The organism is Pseudomonas cichorii, from assembly GCF_015471405.1.
Classification (GTDB): Bacteria; Pseudomonadota; Gammaproteobacteria; order Pseudomonadales; family Pseudomonadaceae; genus Aquipseudomonas; species Aquipseudomonas serbiensis.
Genome location: NZ_BLVZ01000009.1, coordinates 1 through 20,586 on the forward strand (window position 1 = coordinate 1; position 20,586 = coordinate 20,586).

16 protein-coding genes are annotated in these 20,586 nt (G+C 58.4%); 12 read left to right on the forward strand and 4 right to left on the reverse strand.

All coding sequences use genetic code 11. The features are described from left to right. Positions 1–2,580, forward strand: a 2,580-nt coding sequence (locus JL015_RS15300; RefSeq protein WP_307726269.1) for an RHS repeat domain-containing protein, incomplete at its 5' end; no start/stop codon positions are given. A 78-nt stretch (positions 2,581–2,658) separates the two neighbouring features. Here JL015_RS15300 and JL015_RS15305 read toward each other — a convergent pair. The 3 genes from JL015_RS15305 to rloA are packed head-to-tail and all read right to left on the reverse strand — an operon-like array spanning position 2,659 to position 5,736. Next, entirely contained in the window at positions 2,659–3,657 is a 999-nt protein-coding gene (locus tag JL015_RS15305; RefSeq protein ID WP_201006945.1) for an alpha-L-glutamate ligase-like protein, read from the reverse strand. Next, positions 3,657–5,195, reverse strand: a complete 1,539-nt coding sequence (rloB, locus tag JL015_RS15310; RefSeq protein ID WP_201006847.1) for an osmotic stress tolerance membrane protein RloB — start codon at positions 5,193–5,195, stop codon at positions 3,657–3,659. The genes JL015_RS15305 and rloB overlap by 1 nt, the downstream gene beginning before the upstream one ends. Before the next feature lie 4 nt (positions 5,196–5,199). Further along, a complete protein-coding gene (gene rloA, locus JL015_RS15315; RefSeq protein ID WP_201006848.1) occupies positions 5,200–5,736 on the reverse strand; it encodes a retropepsin-like aspartic peptidase RloA in 537 nt (178 codons plus the stop codon). A gap of 432 nt (positions 5,737–6,168) precedes the next feature. On the opposite strand from rloA, the gene JL015_RS15320 reads away from it, so the two are divergent. The 5 genes from JL015_RS15320 (at position 6,169) to prpF (ending at position 13,101) form a co-directional block, all read left to right on the forward strand. Further along, on the forward strand, positions 6,169–6,876 hold the full coding sequence (locus tag JL015_RS15320) for a GntR family transcriptional regulator (protein WP_201019039.1): 708 nt from the start codon (positions 6,169–6,171) through the stop codon (positions 6,874–6,876). Then, complete coding sequence (prpB, locus tag JL015_RS15325) at positions 6,873–7,766, forward strand: methylisocitrate lyase (protein WP_201019040.1); 894 nt, start codon at positions 6,873–6,875, stop codon at positions 7,764–7,766. Before JL015_RS15320 ends, prpB begins: the two co-directional genes overlap by 4 nt. Positions 7,767–7,950: 184 nt before the next feature. Beyond that, on the forward strand, positions 7,951–9,078 hold the full coding sequence (gene prpC / locus JL015_RS15330) for a bifunctional 2-methylcitrate synthase/citrate synthase (protein WP_201019041.1): 1,128 nt from the start codon (positions 7,951–7,953) through the stop codon (positions 9,076–9,078). A gap of 69 nt (positions 9,079–9,147) precedes the next feature. Further along, positions 9,148–11,730, forward strand: coding sequence for a Fe/S-dependent 2-methylisocitrate dehydratase AcnD (gene acnD / locus JL015_RS15335; RefSeq protein WP_201019042.1), 2,583 nt, complete (start codon positions 9,148–9,150; stop codon positions 11,728–11,730). A gap of 180 nt (positions 11,731–11,910) precedes the next feature. After that, positions 11,911–13,101: a 2-methylaconitate cis-trans isomerase PrpF gene (gene prpF, locus JL015_RS15340; RefSeq protein ID WP_201019043.1), complete on the forward strand. Its 1,191-nt coding sequence runs from the start codon at positions 11,911–11,913 to the stop codon at positions 13,099–13,101. A gap of 148 nt (positions 13,102–13,249) precedes the next feature. Here the strand turns inward: prpF and ppsR are convergent, their stop codons facing one another. After that, a complete protein-coding gene (gene ppsR / locus JL015_RS15345) occupies positions 13,250–14,068 on the reverse strand; it encodes a posphoenolpyruvate synthetase regulatory kinase/phosphorylase PpsR (protein WP_201019044.1) in 819 nt (272 codons plus the stop codon). Between the two features lie 205 nt (positions 14,069–14,273). On the opposite strand from ppsR, the gene ppsA reads away from it, so the two are divergent. The 6 genes from ppsA to JL015_RS15375 all read left to right on the forward strand — a co-directional run bounded on the left by ppsA (position 14,274) and on the right by JL015_RS15375 (position 20,552). Continuing rightward, positions 14,274–16,649, forward strand: a complete 2,376-nt coding sequence (gene ppsA, locus JL015_RS15350; RefSeq protein WP_201006859.1) for a phosphoenolpyruvate synthase — start codon at positions 14,274–14,276, stop codon at positions 16,647–16,649. A 169-nt stretch (positions 16,650–16,818) separates the two neighbouring features. Then, the gene (locus JL015_RS15355) at positions 16,819–17,808 is read left to right on the forward strand and encodes an alpha/beta fold hydrolase (RefSeq protein ID WP_201019045.1); all 990 of its coding nucleotides are present in this window, start codon (positions 16,819–16,821) and stop codon (positions 17,806–17,808) included. A gap of 96 nt (positions 17,809–17,904) precedes the next feature. Next, positions 17,905–18,393 carry a ribonuclease E activity regulator RraA gene (gene rraA / locus JL015_RS15360; protein WP_201019046.1) on the forward strand — a complete coding sequence of 163 codons (489 nt, stop codon included), beginning with the start codon at positions 17,905–17,907 and terminating at the stop codon, positions 18,391–18,393. Between the two features lie 11 nt (positions 18,394–18,404). Next, a complete protein-coding gene (locus JL015_RS15365) occupies positions 18,405–19,400 on the forward strand; it encodes a zinc transporter ZntB (RefSeq protein ID WP_201019047.1) in 996 nt (331 codons plus the stop codon). 76 nt (positions 19,401–19,476) lie between these two features. After that, complete coding sequence (locus JL015_RS15370) at positions 19,477–19,725, forward strand: CrfX protein (RefSeq protein WP_201006865.1); 249 nt, start codon at positions 19,477–19,479, stop codon at positions 19,723–19,725. Positions 19,726–19,727: 2 nt separating this feature from the next. After that, positions 19,728–20,552 carry a mechanosensitive ion channel family protein gene (locus JL015_RS15375; RefSeq protein ID WP_201019048.1) on the forward strand — a complete coding sequence of 275 codons (825 nt, stop codon included), beginning with the start codon at positions 19,728–19,730 and terminating at the stop codon, positions 20,550–20,552. Positions 20,553–20,586 lie beyond the last annotated feature (34 nt).

Genomic DNA, 20,586 nt, shown 5'->3' on the forward strand with positions numbered 1-20,586 from the left:
ACCGAGAGTGACTGGCTGCTGGTGGAAGTCGAGGATGAGCCGGAGCTGCAATTGCGTGAATTGCCCCTGACCAATACCTATCAATACGATGACTGGGGTGAACAGCGCAGTATCACCGGCCCGGACGGGATCGAGCGGCACAAGGTCCAGGACCCCATCAAGCGCACCACCAGCGAGTGGCAGGCGGGGATGGGCAAGACCGTCACCGTGAACAATCTGTTCGACAAGCCTGATTCTATCGAGCGGCTGGCGCTGGATGAGTCGCGTATCAGCCTCGAAACCACGACTTACGATGGCCTTGGGCGAACCTTCGGGCAATTCGATGCGTTGCGCAATTACCGGGAATCCAGTTATGACGCCTTTGACCGCCTGCGCATCAGTCAACTGCCTGACAGAGCACAGGTAGAGCGGACCTACGCCTTGCACAGCCGTGAGGACTTGCCTGTATCGATTGCTGTCGATGGCGTGGTAGTAGGCGAACAGACATTCGATGGTTTGAAGCGCATGACCGACTCCACCATTGGTGGCCGGGTCAGCCGGTTCGAGTATCCAGGCGCTCAGCTACAGCCCGGCAAGGTCTATACGCCAGGCGGCGAGGCCATTGATTATGTCTACCAGCCTCAATTGGGCGATCAACCGGTCCAGCGCAAGATGCTGAGCAGCACGGCCGATTACACCTATGACCTGCAGAGTGCCCGGCTGCTGAGCAGCAAGGAACAGGATCAGGAGCTGGAGCGCGATTACTACAGCAATGGCGAGATCAAGGAGGAGCGCAGGGTTCAGGGCGGCGAAGCCTATGCCATGCAGTATCGCTACAGCTTAAAGGGGCTTTTGCTCAGATATACCGATGTACTCGGCCAGACCCAGACTTATCGCTATGACGAAAGCGGTCGGCTCGAACAGCTCGATGCTGGCGCGCTGGTCTCGGCTTTTGGCTATAACGCCCAGGGTCTGCTCGACAGCATCACAACCGTGGACAGCGGCCAGAGCCTGAGTGTCAGCCTGGAGTATGACGATGCAGGTCGTGAGGTCTTGCGCAGTTTTACTCTGCCGGGAGGAACGATACAGCAACTGGTTCAGGCCTATGACGCGGCCGATCACCTGAAACAGCGCACCTTGAAAGAGGGCAGTACGGTGCTGCGTGATGAAACCTTCGTTTACGATGCCAGGGGGCGGCTGGAGCTGTACACCGCTTCCGGCCCTGATGCGCCGGTGGACCCGCAGGGCAAACAGATCCAGAGCCAGACGTTCAAGTTCGATGCGCTCGATAATATCCTGAGCGTTGAGACGGTCTTCGCAGGTGGCAGCAATGTTGCCGATTACGAATATACCGGGCGCGACCCGACCCAGCTCAGCGCCGTGCGTAACAGCCATGCCGATTATCCTGCCAATATCGAGCTGGATTACGATGACAACGGCAACCTGACGCTTGACGAAGCCGGACGCGGATTGGAATACGACGCCTTGGGGCGCCTGCTTGCGGTGTCCGCAAACGATGGGTCTGCTGTGGTGGATTATGGCTATGATGCGCAGGACAGCCTGACCCGCTCCAGCGAAGCGGGTGCTCATGAGCGGCGTTTCTATCGGGAGGGGCAACTGGCAAATCAGTTGCAGGGCGCGCAGCAGCGAACCTTTATCGGGAGCAGTGATACCTTGCTGGCCGAACGTCTGGGCGGAGCAACGGCTGCGACTTTGCTGCTGGCGACCGATGCAAAAAAGACGGTAATGGCTGAGGCCGATGCAGGCAGCGTCACGTCTGCCGAATACAGCGCTTATGGTCATCGCAGCGACACACCGGCAGTGGACAGCCGCTGCGCCTTCAACGGCGAACTGCGTGAGCCGTCCACGGGCTGGTACCTGCTCGGTCAGGGGTATCGCGCCTATAACCCGGTGCTGATGCGGTTTCATAGCCCGGACAACCTGAGCCCGTTTGATCGGGGAGGGGTGAACCCTTATGCGTATTGCCTGGGGGATCCGGTCAATTATCTGGATCCGGACGGGCATTTGCCGAAATGGTTGATGCCGGTCATCGGGATTGGGCTTTCGATTGTGGGCATTGTTGCCAGTGTTGCCTCATTGGGCGCGGCGACTGCTGCGGCAGCTACTGTGGTTGCCGGTTGGGCGACGTTGAGTGCGTCTACTCAGGTGTCGATCGCGGTTGGGATTGCATCTGGAGTGACAGGGATTGCCAGTGGTGTGGCGTCGGTTGTTACTCCTGATTCTAATGCAGGTGCGATTTTGGGGTATGTTTCGGCGGGGTTGGGAGTTGTGAGTGCACTTTCAGGCGCGGTGTCCCTTATCAATTGGCAGAGTTCTAAAGCACTGGAGACATTGGACGCTGTTACGGAGCTTAATCGCAGGGGGGGTGCCTTTCCGGCTTCTGAGGACGATTTTTTTGCAATTTTTAAATATCGTCATCCGTTTGCCCCGGAGAGGGCTAGGGGTGTTCAGGAGGCTTTGGATGCTGCTGCTGAGGCTAAGGCTGAGGCTGCTGCTGCTGCTCGAGCTTCTCTCGGATCTGCTCTTCCTGCAAAACTTGCAGGATTTAAAAAAACCTTTACAAGAGCAGTTAATGCATGACGGGAGTCGATTCAGTTTGCTGTTTCAGTAAGGCTTTGTTTGGGTATTGAAAAGCAATTGTGCGCCCGTGCTTAATATTCAATATGGGGGTTGACGAGGTAACTTGACCCCCTCACACCCAAACACCTCCTGCACGAAACTCACCCGCTGTTCGGGCGTCTCCTTTATCCCCTGGCGTGCCAGTTCTTCCAGACGCGCCTCAACCGCCTGGGTCCGGTGAGTCAGCCCGCAGTTGTTGGCGATCTGGATATTCAGGCCGGGGCGGGCGTTGAGCTCAAGAATCAGCGGGCCTTTTTCCTGGTCCAGCACCATATCCACACCGATATAGCCCAGGCCACATAGCTCGTAGCACTCGGCGGCGAGTTTCATGAAACCGTTCCAGTAGGGCAGTTGTACGCCGTCCACGGCATTGGTGGTGTCGGGGTGCTTGTTGATGATGCTGTTGAGCCAGGTGCCTTCGAGGGTCACGCCGCTGGCCAGGCCCACGCCGACTCCGATGGCGCCCTGGTGCAGGTTGGCCTTGCCGCCGGACTGGCGCGTCGGCAGGCGCAGCATGGCCATGACCGGGTAGCCCATCAGCACGATGATGCGGATATCGGGCACGCCTTCGTAGCTGATGCTCTTGAATATCTGGTCCGGAATGACCCGGTATTCGATCAGCGCCCGGTCACGATGCCCGCCTAGCGAGTAAAGCCCGGTCAGGATGCTGGACACCTGATATTCGATGTCCGAGTGGGTGATGATGCGCCCGGAGACCGTTTTGTAATGCCCCTCGAAACGGTCGGCCACCACCAGAATTCCGTCTCCGCCAGCGCCTTGTGCGGGCTTGATGACGAAGTCGGTATGCTGGCCGAGGATATCGCCGAGGCGGTCGATTTCCTTTTCCGTGGAAATGACACCATACATTTCCGGGACCTGGATACCCGCCTGCATGGCCCGTTCCTTGGTGATGATCTTGTCATCGACAATCGGATACAGGCTGCGCTTGTTGTACTTGAGCACGTAGTCGGCATTACGCCGGTTGATGCCCATGATGCCCTTGGCTTCCAGGGCTTTCCAGGTCTTCCACAAACCGATCATTTGGCGTCTTCTGCTTTGATGAATGCCTTGAAACGCAGCAGTTCGGTCAGGCGGTAGCCACGGTATCTGCCCATCGCCAGCATGAAGCCAACCAGAATCAGCAGCACGGCCGGGAAGGTGAAGACGAAGTAGGTCAATTCCGGCACGCTCATGATCAGGTGCGCCAGAGAGGCCGCGAACAGGGTGCCGATGGCCACTTTCATGGCATGGCCGCCACCGCGCTCTTCCCAGGTGATCGACAGGCGCTCGATGGTCATGGTCAGAATCACCATCGGGAACAGGGCCACTGACAAACCGCGCTCCAGGCCCAGTTTGTGGCTGAACAGGCTGATGGCCGCGATCAGCACCACGACGAAGGTCAGGACCACCGACAAGCGCGGCAGCATTTGCAGTTTCAGGTGTTCAAGATAGGAGCGTAGCGACAGGCCCAGAGCCGTGATCACGGTAAACAGCGCGATGCCGAAGCCCAGCTGGGTTTCCCTGAAGGCGAGGGCGATCAGCACCGGGGTGAAGGTTCCGAGTGTCTGCAAGCCGACCAGATTGCGCAGGATCAGGATGACCAGTACGCCAATCGGGATCATCACCATGATCATGAAGGTCTGCTGGGTTTGCAGGGGCAGGCCGTACAGCGAATAGGACAGGAAGTCCGTATCGGTGCTTTCATCGGTCAGCTTGGCCAGCCGCATGGCGTTCATTTCGCTGTTATTGAGGGTGAAACTGACCGTGGCCTTTCTGCCGCCATCGATGCTGATCAGGTTTTCATCACCCGTCCACCACAGCAGCCGGTCATCCGGCAGACCGGCTTCGCCAGTGTCCGGGTTGAAATACAGCCACTCCTTGCCATTGAAACTGCGCAGCCACAGCTCGGGTGTCTGCGGCTGGTCGGTGATCAGGCGCAGGGTGTGCACCTTTTCCATCGGCACGTGGGCCATGGACAGCAGAAGCTCGGTGATCTGGGCTTTCTTGACGGCCGACGTATCGCCCGCCAGCAGCAGCTTGGCGTTGTCATCCTTGAGGTTGTTGACGCGCTTGATGGCTTCGCTGATGAAGGTTTCGACATCGGCAGAGTGGCGACGAATAGGGGCAAGCAACGCTTCAGCGGCGATTTTCTCGGCGCCTTCTACCGGGATGCTGTCGCGAAAGATCGGGCCTTTGCTCTTGGGCTTGTCTGCGCCATAGCGCTTGGTCAGCACCAGTCGGTAATACAGCGTCTGGTTGCCGTTGGCGCGCCGTGAGGACCAGGTCACCTTGCGGTTGCCGTCAACACGGTTGACGCTGACACCGTAATTATTGGAAATGAAGCTTTCGTTGAGGCTGATGTAGTCCGTAGTCAGGGGCGGGACGAACATCTGGATCTTGATCGACTCTTTACTGTTGGCCTGGAACTCTACCTTGGCGTCGATATTCCACAGGTTGTCGGTCTCGTCCTCGGTCAGCGGGATGCCGAGAATGACGATCTGATAGGCCGTGATCGCGATGCCCAGGGCCACCAGAAACGTGATCAGGATTTTCAGATGAAGTGTAAGAGAGCGCATTTATTTACTCTGCGTTTTGAACGACGGAGGCACAGGCGGGCTTGCCCGCCACAAATTTAAGACTTGGATCGACCAGCGCATCGAAGTGTTTGAGTGCATCGGAGCCAATCAAAAGCGGGTATTGGAAAGCACTTCGGTCGGTCAAGTTCACTTCTATGGTGCGTAAAACTTCACCCATGCAGATATCGAGGTTGATAACCGGGCGCGCGCTGTATTTTTTTTCGTCATCCGCGTCGACATCGTCAGCCCGGCGCTTGATCTGGCTGATGCGCGTCAGTGGCTGTTCGATGGGATGGGCGTGGCTGTTGTCGATGGCCAGATAGAACCTGACCCAGTTCTCGCCATTGCGCTTGAAATGCTTGATGTCACGCGCACTCAACGATGCGGTCTTGGCACCGGTATCAAGTTTGGCAGCGACCTCAAGGTCAATGTTGAGGAGTCTGGCGTATTCGTTCAGGCCATAGACGGTCTTGTTGGCGGCAACGCATATGGCAGGAAGAAAAAACAGACAGAGCAGCGTGGTGAGGGTTTCGAGTCTCATAGGTCCTTGCGCGACAGGCGGAAAGCTTCAGGGCCGCAGCGCAGGTTTTTCAGCCTGGCGTGTCTGGCAGGCCGTGTCCTTTGAAGAGCTGCACTCGGCAGATGCGGCGGCCATTCTAGCATGAAGGTTTCGTGATGCCAGTTATCCCTGCCTGTCGTAGTAGTGCCGATCAGTCAGAGGCATGAATAACTTTGTGAGAGGCAGCTTGCTGGCGACTTGGTGTACAGACGCAGAATATCTGTCGGTTTCACGGGCCTTTTCGCCAGCAAGCTGCCTCCTGCAAGTTTGTGTGTGTTTTCATTGATTGGAATTGGTCTGTAGCTGGGGGAATCTCGTTTTTTGATGGATTGTCGACAATCGTGAGAATTATTTTGACGAGAAGTGCCGTATTTACTAGATTTACCCACATGTAATTTTTAAGGTGTCGACAATATGTTGGATGCAGTCGAGACTTCCACGGTCGCTGTCGAGGACTCGGAAACACTTTCCGAAAATGTCTTCAGGCGTATTCAGGCGGCTATCGTCAAAGGCGAGATCGCCCCCGGCAGCAAGATTTCCGAGCCGGAACTGGCCCGCACCTACGGCATCAGTCGCGGGCCGTTGCGTGAGGCCATTCACCGGCTGGAAGGTCAGCGACTGCTGGTCCGGGTTCCGCATGTGGGCGCGCGCGTCGTATCGCTCAGCCATGCCGAACTGATCGAACTGTATGAAATTCGTGAGTCCCTTGAAGGCATGGCCTGTCGTCTGGCGGCCGAGCGCATGACCACCGAACAGATCGATGAGTTGCGCAATGTGCTCGATACCCATGAGCGCGATGCCGCGTTTCAGGCCGGCGTGGGTTACTACCAGCAGGAAGGGGATTTCGACTTCCACTACCGGATCATTCAGGGCAGCGGTAACAAGACCCTCAGCCAGATGCTCTGTGGCGAGCTTTATCAACTGGTGCGCATGTACCGCATCCAGTTTTCCACCACCCCCAATCGTCCGCGCCAGGCCTTTGCCGAACACCATCGCATTCTGGACGCCATTGCCGAGCGCGATGGCGAGCTGGCCGAATTATTGATGCGCCGCCATATCGGTGCTTCCAGACGCAACATCGAGCGCCATTACCAGGCTGCTCCCGACCGAGGTGAAAAATGAGTCACAACAATAAAACTCCCGGCCAGCGTTTCCGTGATGCCGTTGCCAGCGAGCAGCCTTTGCAGGTGGTGGGGGCGATCAATGCCAACCATGCGCTGCTGGCCAGGCGCGCAGGGTTCAAGGCGATCTATTTGTCAGGTGGCGGGGTGGCGGCCGGTTCCCTGGGGATTCCCGATCTGGGGATCACCGGGCTGGATGATGTGCTGACCGATGTGCGGCGCATTACCGATGTCTGCGACTTGCCATTGCTGGTGGATGTGGACACTGGTTTCGGTTCTTCTGCGTTCAACGTGGCGCGCACTGTCAGGTCGATGATCAAGGCGGGCGCGGCGGCGATTCATATCGAGGATCAGGTCGGCGCCAAGCGTTGCGGGCACCGCCCCAACAAGGAAATCGTTTCGCAGCAGGAAATGGTCGACCGCATCAAGGCTGCGGTGGATGCACGAACCGACGACAGCTTCGTGATCATGGCGCGCACCGATGCTCTGGCAGTCGAAGGGCTGGAGTCGGCGCTGGAGCGGGCGGCAGCCTGTATCGAGGCAGGCGCCGACATGGTCTTTCCCGAAGCCATTACCGAACTGAGCATGTACAAGCAGTTTGCCAATCGCGCAGGCGTTCCGATCCTGGCCAATATCACCGAATTCGGTGCCACGCCGTTGTTCACGGTGGATGAGCTGCGGGCCGCTGACGTTTCGCTGGTGCTCTATCCTTTATCGGCATTCCGCGCCATGAACAAGGCGGCGGAAAACGTCTATGGCGCTATCCGTCGCGATGGCACGCAAAAGAATGTGATCGACACCATGCAGACGCGCATGGAGCTGTATGACGCCATCGACTACCACACTTTCGAGCAGAAGCTGGATGCGCTGTTTGCTCAGAAGAAGGGGTGATGTACACACTTTGTGGGAGGCAGCTTGCTGGCGACAGTGTGAAGAGATGCAGACTATGCGTCAGTTTTGCTGGCCCCCTCGCCAGCAAGCTGCCTCCCACAGGTGCCAATCGGCATGCATGGAATTCATCCGTCAAGAAAAACGAATCGCCAATTCCCGACAATTTCAAGAACTGGAGAATGCAATGGCTGAAGCAAAAGTATTGAGTGGTGCCGGCCTGCGGGGTCAGGTTGCCGGCCAGACAGCCCTGTCCACCGTCGGCCTGGCTGGCGCGGGCTTGACCTATCGTGGTTATGACGTGCGCGAACTGGCTGCCGAGGCCCGCTTTGAAGAGGTGGCCTATCTGCTGCTGTACGGCGAATTGCCGACCCAGGCGCAACTGACGGCCTACCTGGAACGCCTCAAGAACCTGCGCGATCTGCCACAGGCGCTGAAAGAAGTGCTGGAGCGCATTCCCGCCGACACCCATCCGATGGATGTGATGCGTACTGGCGCTTCGATGCTTGGCACCCTTGAGCCGGAACTGAGCTTCGAGCAGCAGCGTGATGCGACCGACCGGTTGCTGGCGGCTTTCCCGGCAATCATGTGCTACTGGTATCGCTTCTCCCATGATGGCAAGCGCATCGATTGCGTCACGGATGAAACCTCCATCGGCGGCCACTTCCTGCACCTGCTGCTCGACAAATCCCCCAGCGAACTGCATCGCAAGGTCATGGATGTCTCCCTGATCCTCTACGCCGAGCATGAGTTCAACGCCTCGACCTTTACCGCACGGGTCTGTGCTTCGACTCTGTCGGATCTGTATTCCTGCGTCACGGCGGCCATCGGCACCTTGCGTGGCCCGCTGCATGGCGGCGCCAACGAAGCGGCGATGGAGATGATCCAGCGTTTTGCTTCGGCTGAAGAGGCCACCAAAGGCACTCTTGGCATGCTGGAGCGCAAGGAAAAGATCATGGGCTTCGGCCATGCGATCTACAAGGAGTCCGACCCGCGCAACGAGGTCATCAAGGGCTGGTCGAAGAAGCTTGCGGATGAAGTGGGCGATACGGTGTTGTTCCCGGTTTCCGAAGCCATCGACAAGACCATGTGGGAACAGAAGAAGCTGTTTCCCAATGCGGATTTCTATCATGCCTCGGCGTATCACTTCATGGGGATTCCCACCAAGCTGTTCACTCCGATTTTCGTCTGTTCGCGCCTGACCGGCTGGGCCGCTCACGTCTTCGAGCAGCGTTCCAACAATCGCATCATTCGCCCGAGCGCCGAGTATGTCGGCGTTGAGCAGCGCAAGTTCGTGCCCATCGAACAGCGCTGAAAAAAGGGAAGGGGAGCCGCTCATGAGTTCCCCTCTCTACTCCCAAACTCCGTGATCGAGTCCTGTGCCATGAACACTGAATACCGCAAGCCGCTTCCCGGCACTTCGCTGGATTACTTCGACGCCCGAGGGGCTATCGAGGCTATCAGGCCGGGTGCTTACGACCTGTTGCCTTACACCTCTCGTGTGCTGGCTGAAAATCTGGTGCGTCGCTGTGATCCTGCCACGTTGAAGGCTTCCCTGAGCCAGCTTGTGGAGCGCAGGCGCGATCTGGACTTTCCCTGGTTTCCGGCGCGGGTGGTGTGCCATGACATTCTTGGCCAGACCGCTCTGGTGGACCTGGCTGGCTTGCGTGATGCCATTGCCTCTATGGGCGGCGACCCGGCGCTGGTCAACCCGGTGGTGCCGGTGCAGTTGATCGTCGACCACTCGCTGGCCGTGGAGTGTGGCGGCAATGACCCGCAGGCTTTCGAGAAGAATCGGGCCATCGAGGACCGACGCAACGAGGATCGTTTCCACTTCATCGACTGGACCAAAAAGGCCTTCAAGAATGTCGAGGTGATCCCGCCGGGCAACGGCATCATGCACCAGATCAACCTGGAGAAAATGTCGCCGGTGGTGCAGGTCCGCGAAGGCGTGGCTTTCCCGGATACGCTGGTGGGCACTGACAGCCACACGCCCCATGTCGATGCGCTGGGCGTGATCGCCATTGGCGTGGGTGGCCTGGAAGCCGAGAACGTCATGCTCGGGCGTGCCTCCTGGATGCGTCTGCCGGATATCGTCGGTGTCGAACTGACCGGTCGCCGCGAGCCCGGCATTACCGCCACTGACGTGGTGCTGGCTCTGACTGAATACCTGCGCAAGCAAAAAGTCGTCGGCGCCTATCTTGAGTTCTACGGTGAAGGTGCATCGAGCCTGACCCTTGGGGACCGGGCGACGATTTCCAATATGGCCCCGGAATACGGCGCCACTGCCGCGATGTTCTCCATCGATCAGCAAACCATCGATTACCTGCGCCTGACCGGTCGCGAGGATGAGCAGGTGCGTCTGGTGGAGTTGTATGCCAGGCACACAGGGCTGTGGTCCGACAGTTTGCAGCAGGTCGAATACGAGCGGGTATTGAGCTTCGATCTGTCCAGCGTAGTGCGCAACATGGCCGGGCCATCCAACCCTCATGCCCGTGTCGCAACCACCGATCTTGCGGCCAAAGGCATTGCCGGGCAGTGGCAGGATGTGCCGGGGCAAATGCCTGACGGCGCGGTGATCATCGCTGCCATCACCAGTTGCACCAACACCAGCAACCCGCGCAACGTGATTGCGGCCGGCTTGCTGGCGCGCAACGCCAATCGTCTTGGCTTGACTCGCAAGCCCTGGGTTAAATCGTCGCTGGCACCCGGTTCCAGAACGGTCGCGTTGTACCTGGACGAGGCCGGGCTGACCCCGGAGCTTGAGCAACTGGGCTTTGGTGTCGTGGCATTTGCCTGCACCACCTGCAATGGCATGTCTGGCGCGCTGGAGCCGAAGATTCAGCAGGAAATCATCGAGCGCGATCTGTATGCCACGGCGGTGTTGTCCGGCAATCGCAACTTTGACGGGCGCATTCATCCTTATGCCCGGCAGGCTTTTCTGGCTTCGCCGCCGCTGGTGGTGGCTTATGCCATTGCTGGCACCATTCGTTTCGATATCGAAAACGATGTGCTGGGTATTGCCGACGGCAAGGAAATCCGCCTCAAGGATATCTGGCCGAGCGACGAGGAAATCGACGCCGTGGTCCAGGCCTCGGTCAAGCCGGATCAGTTTCGTCAGGTCTACATCCCGATGTTCGCCCTCGAAGAGGATCACGGTCCGAAAGTCGAGCCGCTCTATGACTGGCGTCCGATGAGCACCTACATCCGCCGCCCGCCTTATTGGGAAGGCGCGCTGGCCGGTGAGCGGACACTCAAGGGCATGCGCCCGCTGGCGGTGCTGCCGGACAACATCACCACCGATCACTTGTCGCCTTCCAACGCGATCCTGCTCGACAGCGCGGCAGGTGAGTACCTGGCGAAGATGGGCCTGCCGGAAGAGGACTTCAACTCCTATGCAACTCACCGTGGCGACCACCTGACCGCACAGCGCGCCACCTTCGCCAACCCGCAATTGCTCAACGAGATGGCGCTGGTGGATGGCAAGGTCAAGAAAGGTTCGCTGACCCGTATCGAACCGGAAGGCAAGGTGACCCGCATGTGGGAAGCCATCGAAACCTACATGGAGCGCAAGCAGCCGCTGATCATCATCGCTGGTGCTGACTACGGCCAGGGCTCGTCCCGGGACTGGGCGGCCAAAGGCGTGCGTCTGGCGGGTGTCGAAGCCATTGCTGCCGAAGGCTTCGAGCGTATCCACCGCACCAATCTGGTGGGCATGGGCGTCTTGCCGCTGGAGTTTCAGGCTGGCACCAATCGCCTGACGCTGGGGATCGACGGCACTGAGACATTCGACGTGATCGGCAAGCGCACGCCACGGGCAACCCTGACGCTGGTGATCCAGCGCAAGAACGGTGGGCGGCTGGAAGTACCGGTGACCTGCCGTCTGGATACCGCTGAAGAGGTGTCTATTTATGAAGCAGGCGGTGTGCTGCAACGCTTCGCCCAGGATTTTCTGGAGTCCGCGTAGGAGCGATTCATCCGCGAAAGACGATAATCCGTGGGAGGGGCCCTTGGCCGCGACAGCGCAGTTTCAGGCACTGAAAATGTGTTGTCTGTCAGTAGGTCGTCGCGGCCAAGGCCCCTCCCACAGGTGACATGTATGCCCTGACTGATCGGCATTAGTCTTACATATGCACTTGAGGTTTCCATGCCCCACAAACCCCAGATCCGTATCCCGGCCACTTACATGCGTGGCGGCACCAGCAAAGGCGTGTTTTTCAATCTGAAGGACCTGCCAGAAGTCGCGCAGGTTCCGGGCTCTGCCCGTGACGCATTGCTGCTGCGGGTCATCGGCAGCCCCGATCCTTATGAAAAACAGATTGATGGCATGGGCGGTGCGACGTCCAGTACCAGCAAGACGGTCATCCTGTCGCGCAGCAGCAAGGCCGACCACGATGTCGATTACCTGTTCGGCCAGGTTTCCATCGACAAGCCTTTTGTCGACTGGAGTGGCAACTGCGGCAATCTTTCCGCTGCCGTGGGTTCTTTTGCCATCAGCCAGGGGCTGGTTGATGCCGCTCGTATCCCGTCCAGCGGCGTGGCTGTCGTACGGATCTGGCAGGCCAATATCGGCAAGACCATCATTGCCCACGTGCCCGTCACGGACGGTGAAGTGCAGGAAACCGGCGACTTCGAGTTGGATGGCGTGACCTTTCCGGCTGCCGAAGTGCAACTGGAGTTCCTGAATCCGGCCGCCGATGAAGAGGGCGCGGGTGGTTCGATGTTTCCCACCGGTAACCTGATCGATGAGTTGCAAGTGCCGGGTATCGGCACCCTCAAGGCGACCATGATCAACGCCGGTATTCCCACGGTCTTCGTCAATGCAGTCGACATTGGCTATATCGGTACCGAGTTGCAGACCGATATCAATGGCGATGCCCAGGCGCTGGCGAAACTGGAAAGCATTCGGGCTCACGGTGCTTTGCGCATGGGGCTGATCAACAGCATTGATGATCCTTCTTTGCGTCAGCACACCCCCAAGGTCGCTTTCGTTGCCGGACCTGCCGACTATCTGTCCTCCAGTGGCAAGCCGGTCAACAGACAGGATATTGACCTGCTGGTGCGCGCTGTCTCCATGGGCAAACTGCACCACGCCATGATGGGCACAGCGGCCGTGGCCATCGGCACCGCGGCGGCGATTCCGGGCACGCTGGTCAATCTTGCAGCAGGCGGTGGCGAGCGAGAGGCTGTAACTTTCGGGCACCCGTCCGGCACCTTGCGCGTGGGGGCTCAGGCGCAGCAGGAAGAGGGCGAATGGAAGGTCATCAAAGCCATCATGAGCCGTAGCGCCAGGGTGTTGATGGAAGGTTGGGTGCGGGTGCCGGGTACGTCCTGGTAATGCCGATCAGTCAAGGTATAAACAAGACTTGTGGGGGGCAGCTTGCTGGCGAAAAGGCCTGTGAAGCGGCATATATTCTGCGTTTGTACGCTGAAGTCGCCAGCAAGCTGCCTCCCAAAAAGTAATAGGCACTCCTGCGTGGGAAGGGCTATTTGAAGCGCCGCTCAACCCCTTTCTCCACCAGCACCTTGGCCGAAATCTCTTCCACCGAAAAATGCGTGGAATTGATGTTCGGGATGTTTTCCCGGCGAAACAGGCTTTCCACTTCACGCACTTCGAACTCGCACTGGGCATAGCTGGAATAGCGACTGTTGGGCTTTCGCTCATGGCGAATGGCGGTCAACCGATCTGGATCAATGGTCAGGCCGAACAGTTTGTTACGGTGGGCCTTGAGTGCGTCCGGCAGTTGCAGGCGCTCCATGTCGTCTTCGGTCAGCGGGTAGTTGGCGGCACGGATGCCGAACTGCATGGCCATGTACAGGCAGGTCGGAGTCTTGCCGCAGCGCGAGACGCCCACCAGGATGATGTCGGCCTTGTCGTAATAATGGGTTCGCGCTCCGTCGTCGTTGTCCAGGGCGAAGTTCACGGCCTCGATGCGCTCCATGTAGTTGGAGTTATGACCGATGGAATGAGATTTGCCCACCGAGTAGGAGGAGTGTGAACTAAGCTCTTGCTCCAGCGGCGCGAGGAAGGTCGAGAAAATATCGATCATGAAGCCGTTGGAGGTCGCCAGAATCTCGCGAATTTCCTGATTGACGATGGTATCGAAGATGATCGGCCGCACCTCGTCCTTGTCGGCGGCATTGTTGATTTGTTGTACCATCGCCCGCGCCTTTTCGACGCTGTCGATGTAGGGCCGCGTGAACTTGTTGAACGTAATGTTTTCAAATTGTGCCAGCAGGCTCTGGCCCAACGTTTCAGCGGTGATGCCTGTGCCGTCCGAGATGAAGAAAGCGGATCGTTTCATTTGCGCCTTTGGCCTTAAGCTAGTGACGATTCTTGGATATCATAGGCGCGCTTGCAGGCCCTGATGGCCTGCATTCTCACCTTTTTTCAAGGTTGCTGCTTCAAGTCAGTCCAGAACAGACTGAGAAATGCCCGCTGTCACACTGCGCGTGGCTCGGGTCCATGAGCTTTTCCCAACAACAAACACAGTTAGTGGAGAGATCACCTTGGTAGAGTACGTAGTTTCCCTCGATAAGCTCGGCGTCCATGATGTGGAGCACGTGGGAGGCAAGAACGCATCCCTCGGCGAAATGATCAGCAACCTGGCAGGCGCTGGTGTTTCGGTGCCCGGTGGTTTCGCTACGACAGCCCAGGCCTACCGTGATTTCCTTGAGCAGAGTGGTCTGAACGATCAGATCCATGCAGCCCTGGACGCTCTGGATGTCGACGACGTCAACGCTCTGGCCAGAACCGGCGCGCAGATTCGTCAGTGGATCATGGAGGCCGAGTTCCCCGAGAGGCTCAATGCCGAGATTCGCACTGCTTTCGCCGCTTTGTCGGCAGGCAATCCGAACCTGGCCGTAGCCGTGCGTTCTTCGGCAACTGCAGAAGACTTGCCCGATGCCTCCTTCGCTGGCCAGCAGGAAACCTTCCTCAATATCCGTGGTGTCGATAACGTCATTCGTGCCGCCAAGGAAGTGTTTGCTTCCCTCTTCAATGACCGCGCCATTTCCTACCGTGTGCATCAGGGCTTCGACCACAAGCTGGTGGCCCTGTCGGCAGGCGTTCAGCGCATGGTTCGTTCCGAGACCGGTACTGCCGGGGTGATGTTCACCCTTGATACCGAGTCCGGCTTCCGTGACGTGGTGTTCATCACCGGCGCCTACGGCCTGGGCGAAACGGTGGTGCAGGGTGCGGTCAACCCGGACGAGTTCTATGTCCACAAGGACACCCTGACAGCTGGCCGCCCGGCCATTCTGCGCCGCAATCTGGGCAGCAAGGCCATCAAGATGATCTACGGCGACGAGGCCAAGGCCGGTCGTTCGGTGAAGACCGTTGATGTCGACGTCGCCGACCGTGCGCGTTTCTGCCTGACCGATGCCGAAGTCAGCGAGCTGGCCAAGCAGGCGATGATCATCGAGAAGCACTACAAGGCGCCGATGGATATCGAGTGGGCCAAAGACGGCGACGATGGCAAGCTCTACATCGTTCAGGCGCGTCCTGAAACCGTGAAAAGCCGTTCCTCGGCCAATGTCATGGAGCGCTACCTGCTCAAGGAAACCGGCACCGTTCTGGTCGAAGGTCGTGCCATTGGCCAGCGTATCGGCGCAGGCAAGGTGCGGATCATCAAGGACGTGTCCGAGATGGACAAGGTCCAGGCCGGCGACGTTCTGGTTTCCGACATGACCGACCCGGACTGGGAGCCGGTCATGAAGCGCGCCAGCGCTATCGTTACCAACCGTGGTGGCCGTACCTGCCACGCAGCGATCATTGCTCGCGAACTGGGTATCCCGGCTGTTGTGGGTTGCGGTAATGCGACTCAACTGCTGAAAGACGGGCAGGGCGTCACCGTGTCCTGTGCCGAAGGCGATACCGGTTATATCTTCGAGGGTGAACTGGGCTTTGACATCAAGACCAACTCGGTCGATGCCATGCCTGAGCTGCCGTTCAAGATCATGATGAACGTCGGCAACCCCGATCGTGCGTTCGATTTCGCCCAGCTGCCCAACGCCGGTGTCGGTCTGGCGCGCCTGGAATTCATCATCAACCGCATGATCGGCGTACACCCCAAGGCTTTGCTCAACTACGCCGGCCTGCCACCCGAGATCAAGGACAGCGTCGACAAGCGCATTGCCGGTTACAACGACCCGGTCGGTTTCTATGTCGACAAGCTGGTCGAGGGTATCAGCACCCTGGCGGCAGCGTTCACACCGAAGAAGGTCATCGTGCGTCTGTCGGACTTCAAGTCCAACGAATACGCCAACCTGATCGGCGGCAAGCTGTACGAGCCGGAAGAAGAGAACCCGATGCTGGGCTTCCGTGGTGCTTCGCGCTATATCAGCGAGAATTTCCGCGACTGCTTCGAGCTTGAATGCCGTGCCCTCAAGCGTGTGCGCGAGGACATGGGCCTGACCAACGTCGAAATCATGGTGCCGTTCGTGCGCACTCTGGGTGAAGCGAGTCAGGTCATCGATCTGCTGGCGGCCAATGGCCTCAAGCGTGGCGAGAACGGTCTGCGCATCATCATGATGTGCGAGTTGCCGTCCAACGCGATCCTGGCCGAAGAGTTCCTGGAGTACTTCGACGGCTTCTCCATCGGCTCCAACGACCTGACCCAGTTGACGTTGGGCCTGGACCGCGACTCGGGCGTCATTGCGCACCTGTTCGACGAGCGTAATCCGGCGGTCAAGAAGCTGCTGTCCAATGCCATCCAGGCCTGTAACAAGGCGGGCAAATACATCGGCATCTGTGGTCAGGGCCCTTCGGATCACCCGGATCTGGCTCGCTGGCTGATGGAGCAGGGCATCGAAAGTGTTTCCCTGAACCCTGACTCGGTACTGGAAACCTGGTTCTTCCTTGCAGAAGGGCAGGCTCAGGCCTGAGATGTTTCGGATGTGATGCAATAGCGTCTTGAATCGTCTAGGGTTTCAGGCGTTTTGGAAAGGGCGGTTTTTTCGGAAACCGCCCTTTTTCATGTGAGGCCCCAAACCCGCAGTTTCACCAGTCTGTCAGAGGCGACCCGATGCCTTTGAACCAAAGATAAAGAGCAATATGCAAAGCAGCAGCAATCTTTTTCCCGTTGCCTTGATCAGTGCCGAGCGTCGTGGCGATCTGGTCGAGGACGTCTATCGCTTGAAGCCTGCCAACAGCCCTGATCCCAGTGTCGAGCTGGCTGTTACTCGTCTCGGGCTGGTGGATCAGCCTGATGTGCGCGGTGTGCCGGTCATTCTGTTGCATGGCAGCTTTTCCAATCGCCGTTTCTGGTATTCGCCCAAAGGCATCGGCCTTGGGCCGTTCCTGGCGCGTGCCGGTTACGATGTATGGATTGCCGAGATGCGCGGGCATGGGCTTTCGGCCCGCAATCAGGACTATCGCCGCAACCGCGTGGCGGATTATGCCCGCTACGACCTGCCGGCCATTGCCGCCTTCGTTCGCGAGCAGAACGGGCAAGTGCCGCACTGGATCGGCCACTCTCTGGGTGGCACCACGCTGGCAGCAGCGTTGGGTGGCCAATATCTCGGGCCGGCGGGTGCCGCTTCGGTTGCGTTGTTTGGCAGTCAGATCAGCCGTACCTACTGGCCGCTGAAAATCCCGCCCGTGCAGTGGTCCGGGCGCTTGCTGCTCAAGTCTTTCGAGCATATTTCCGGGCCTCGCTTCAAGCGCGGGCCAGAAGACGAGCCGATTGGCGTTGTCCTGGAAAGCATGCGCTGGCACGGTCTGTTCGGTCGTTTCGGTGATCGCGACAGCAACTGGTGGACGGGGCTGGCCAGTGTTGAAGTGCCGGTTCTGGCGGTGGCTGCGGTCGGCGATCATCAGGACCCGGTGTGGGCCTGTCAGATGCTGTTCGACCAGTTTGGCTCGCAGCAGCGGGAGTTCCTGTGCCTGGGTCGCGAGCATGGTTTCAACGAAGATTTCGATCATGTAAGGATGCTGGTCAGCAAGGGTGCGCAGCAGCAGGTCTGGCCGCGAGTGCTCGGCTGGCTGCAGGAGCGTTCTGCTTCTGTCGAGAGTCCCGGGTTGCAGGAAGCGGTAGGGCAATAGTCCGGTTTTGTGTTTGTATGGGAACAGGGGCGAAAGTTGAGGCCAAAGCCACTATGCTGCCCTGAGCAACCCATCTCTCACTGACAGGAGTTAGCCATGCATTATTCGACCCCCGACTTGTGTGATGCCTATCCGGAGCTGGTGCAAGTCGTAGAACCCATGTTCAGCAGCTTCGGCGGCCGTGACTCCTTTGGTGGCGAGATCGTGACCATCAAGTGCTTTGAGGACAACTCACTGGTGAAAGACCAGGTAGCACTCGACGGCAAAGGCAAGGTTCTGGTCGTCGATGGTGGCGGTTCTCTGCGTTGTGCGCTGTTGGGCGATCTGCTGGCTGACAAGGCTGCGAAAAGCGGCTGGGAAGGCTTGTTGATCTATGGCTGCATCCGCGATGTCGACGTTGTGGCGCAAACCGATCTGGGCGTGCAGGCGCTGGCCAGCCACCCGAAAAAGACCGACAAGCGCGGCATCGGTGATTCGAATGTCCCGGTGACCTTCGCCGGCGTCACTTTTCGGCCGGGCGATTACCTGTATGCCGACAATAATGGTGTGATCATTTCTCCGTCCCCTCTGAAAATGCCGGAATAAGCGAAGCAAGAATGTTCGACGAAGCAAATGCGCAGTGGGGGCTGGTTCATGCCCTCGTATTGGATGGTCAGGGCGGAGCGCGTTTCATTGCTCGAACCGAACTCGATGGTCTTCAGATGCAGCCCCACGAAAGTCTGTGGCTGCATTGGGACCGTAGTCACCCGCAGACTCATTCGTGGTTGCGCAATTCCAGTGGCCTGAGCGAGTTCGCCTGCACGCTGCTGCTCGAAGAAAATACCCGGCCGCGTTTGTTGCCCTTGCCTGATCAGGAGCTGTTGCTGTTCCTGCGAGGTGTGAACCTCAATCCGGGAGCCGAGCCTGAAGACATGGTGTCGGTGCGGATCTTCGCGGCTGCCCAGCGAGTGATTTCCTTGCGGCTGCGGCCTTTGCGGGCTACCGAAGAACTCATTGAGCAGTTGAGTGAAGGCAAAGGACCGAAGACAGCCTCTGAACTGACGCTTTATCTGGCTCAATACCTGACCGAAAAGGTGCAGGACCTGCTCGGCGATTTGACCGAGTCGGTCGATGACGAGGAAGAAAAGACCGATGCCGACGAGCGTTACAGCCCGGAACACGGCAAGCTGCTGCAGATTCGGCGGCGGGCAGCGGGGTTGCGCCGCTTTCTTGCACCCCAGCGGGATATCTTCGGCCAGCTATCGCGTATCAAGCTTGGCTGGTTCGTCGATGACGATGCCGATTACTGGAACGAACTGAACAACAGCCTGACCCGTTACCTTGAAGAACTTGAGCTGACCCGCGAGCGGGTCGGGTTGCTGCTGGAGTCCGAAGACCGGCGGCTGCGTGAGCGCATGGATCACACCATGTACCGTTTCGGGATCATCACCGGTATTTTTCTGCCCATGAGTTTTCTGACCGGGCTGCTGGGGATCAACGTCGGCGGTATTCCCGGCTCCGACAATCCTTACGGATTTGTTCTGGCCTGTGCCTTGATTGTCATGGTGGCGGTGGGGCAGTGGCTGCTTTTCAGGCGTTTGCGCTGGTTGTGACGGATAAATTTTCAATGCCGTTTGTGACTCGCCCGAAACTGGTCACGTCTCTCACTGACATTGCGTGAGGTGCCTGATGCACGATCCCTTTGAAGAATCTTTGCGAGACATGCTCAAATCGTCATCCTCCAGCCGGGATGATGACGCTTGTCTTGGCCGTGTCCTGAAAACCGCCAACCGTCAGGTGGGTGCCGGTGTACTGTTCGGGCTGCTTGGCCGCTGGTGCCAGACGATGATGATTGCCCTCAATAACGGTTCTGCGCACGTTTCACCTGTTTCCCGTCGCACACAACCTACTGCTCGCCCTGTCGATAAGGCTGATTGAACATGGAATTGGATCTCTGGACCCAGAGTCTGGTTGCTGCAATGACTGCATTGTGGACCAAAGTTGCAAACTTCATCCCCAACCTGTTCGGCGCCCTTGTGGTGGTGCTGCTGGGCTTCGTGGTCGCAAAGCTGCTCGACGCCCTGTTATCGAAATTGCTGGCCAAGCTCGGGCTCGATCGTCTCATGGGCGGCACCGGGCTGACCAAGCTGATCAGCCGTGCCGGCGTGAAAGTGCCGATCTCCACCTTGATCGGCAAGATCGTCTACTGGTTCGTCCTGCTGATTTTCCTGGTTTCCGCGGCTGAATCTCTTGGCCTGCAACGTGTCTCGTCGACGCTGGACATGCTGGCGTTGTACCTGCCCAAGGTCTTTGGTGCTGCGCTGGTGCTGCTTGTCGGTGTGCTGCTTGCGCAACTGGTCAACGGGCTGGTGCGTGGCGCTGCCGAGGGTGTGGGTGTCGATTATGCGCCGGGCCTTGGGCGAATCGCTCAGGGGCTGGTCATCATCATCAGTATTTCCGTTGCGATCAGCCAGCTTGAGGTCAAGACAGACCTGCTCAACCACGTCATCGTGATCGGCCTTCTGACCGTTGGTCTGGCTGTCGCGCTGGCATTGGGTCTGGGGAGTCGTGAAATAGCCAGCCAGATTCTGGCCGGCATTTATGTTCGAGAGCTTTATCAGGTCGGCCAGCATTTGCAGGTTGGCGAGGTAGAGGGGCAAATCGAGGAAATCGGTACGGTCAAGACTACACTGCTGACAGACGAGGGGGAGTTGGTGTCGTTTTCCAACAAAATTCTTCTCGAACAGAGAGTAAGCAGCCGTTAAGCGGGGAATCTGCTAATCTATGCCGCCACAATTT

Excerpts from the sequence above, each read along its gene's own strand:
- rloB (WP_201006847.1), bottom strand. The coding sequence starts at position 5,195 with ATGCGCTCTCTTACACTTCATCTGAAAATCCTGATCACGTTTCTGGTG.
- rloA (WP_201006848.1), bottom strand. The coding sequence starts at position 5,736 with ATGAGACTCGAAACCCTCACCACGCTGCTCTGTCTGTTTTTTCTTCCT.
- JL015_RS15320 (WP_201019039.1), top strand. The coding sequence starts at position 6,169 with ATGTTGGATGCAGTCGAGACTTCCACGGTCGCTGTCGAGGACTCGGAA.
- prpB (WP_201019040.1), top strand. The coding sequence starts at position 6,873 with ATGAGTCACAACAATAAAACTCCCGGCCAGCGTTTCCGTGATGCCGTT.
- prpC (WP_201019041.1), top strand. The coding sequence starts at position 7,951 with ATGGCTGAAGCAAAAGTATTGAGTGGTGCCGGCCTGCGGGGTCAGGTT.
- acnD (WP_201019042.1), top strand. The coding sequence starts at position 9,148 with ATGAACACTGAATACCGCAAGCCGCTTCCCGGCACTTCGCTGGATTAC.
- prpF (WP_201019043.1), top strand. The coding sequence starts at position 11,911 with ATGCCCCACAAACCCCAGATCCGTATCCCGGCCACTTACATGCGTGGC.
- ppsR (WP_201019044.1), bottom strand. The coding sequence starts at position 14,068 with ATGAAACGATCCGCTTTCTTCATCTCGGACGGCACAGGCATCACCGCT.
- JL015_RS15355 (WP_201019045.1), top strand. The coding sequence starts at position 16,819 with ATGCAAAGCAGCAGCAATCTTTTTCCCGTTGCCTTGATCAGTGCCGAG.
- rraA (WP_201019046.1), top strand. The coding sequence starts at position 17,905 with ATGCATTATTCGACCCCCGACTTGTGTGATGCCTATCCGGAGCTGGTG.
- JL015_RS15365 (WP_201019047.1), top strand. The coding sequence starts at position 18,405 with ATGTTCGACGAAGCAAATGCGCAGTGGGGGCTGGTTCATGCCCTCGTA.
- JL015_RS15370 (WP_201006865.1), top strand. The coding sequence starts at position 19,477 with ATGCACGATCCCTTTGAAGAATCTTTGCGAGACATGCTCAAATCGTCA.
- JL015_RS15375 (WP_201019048.1), top strand. The coding sequence starts at position 19,728 with ATGGAATTGGATCTCTGGACCCAGAGTCTGGTTGCTGCAATGACTGCA.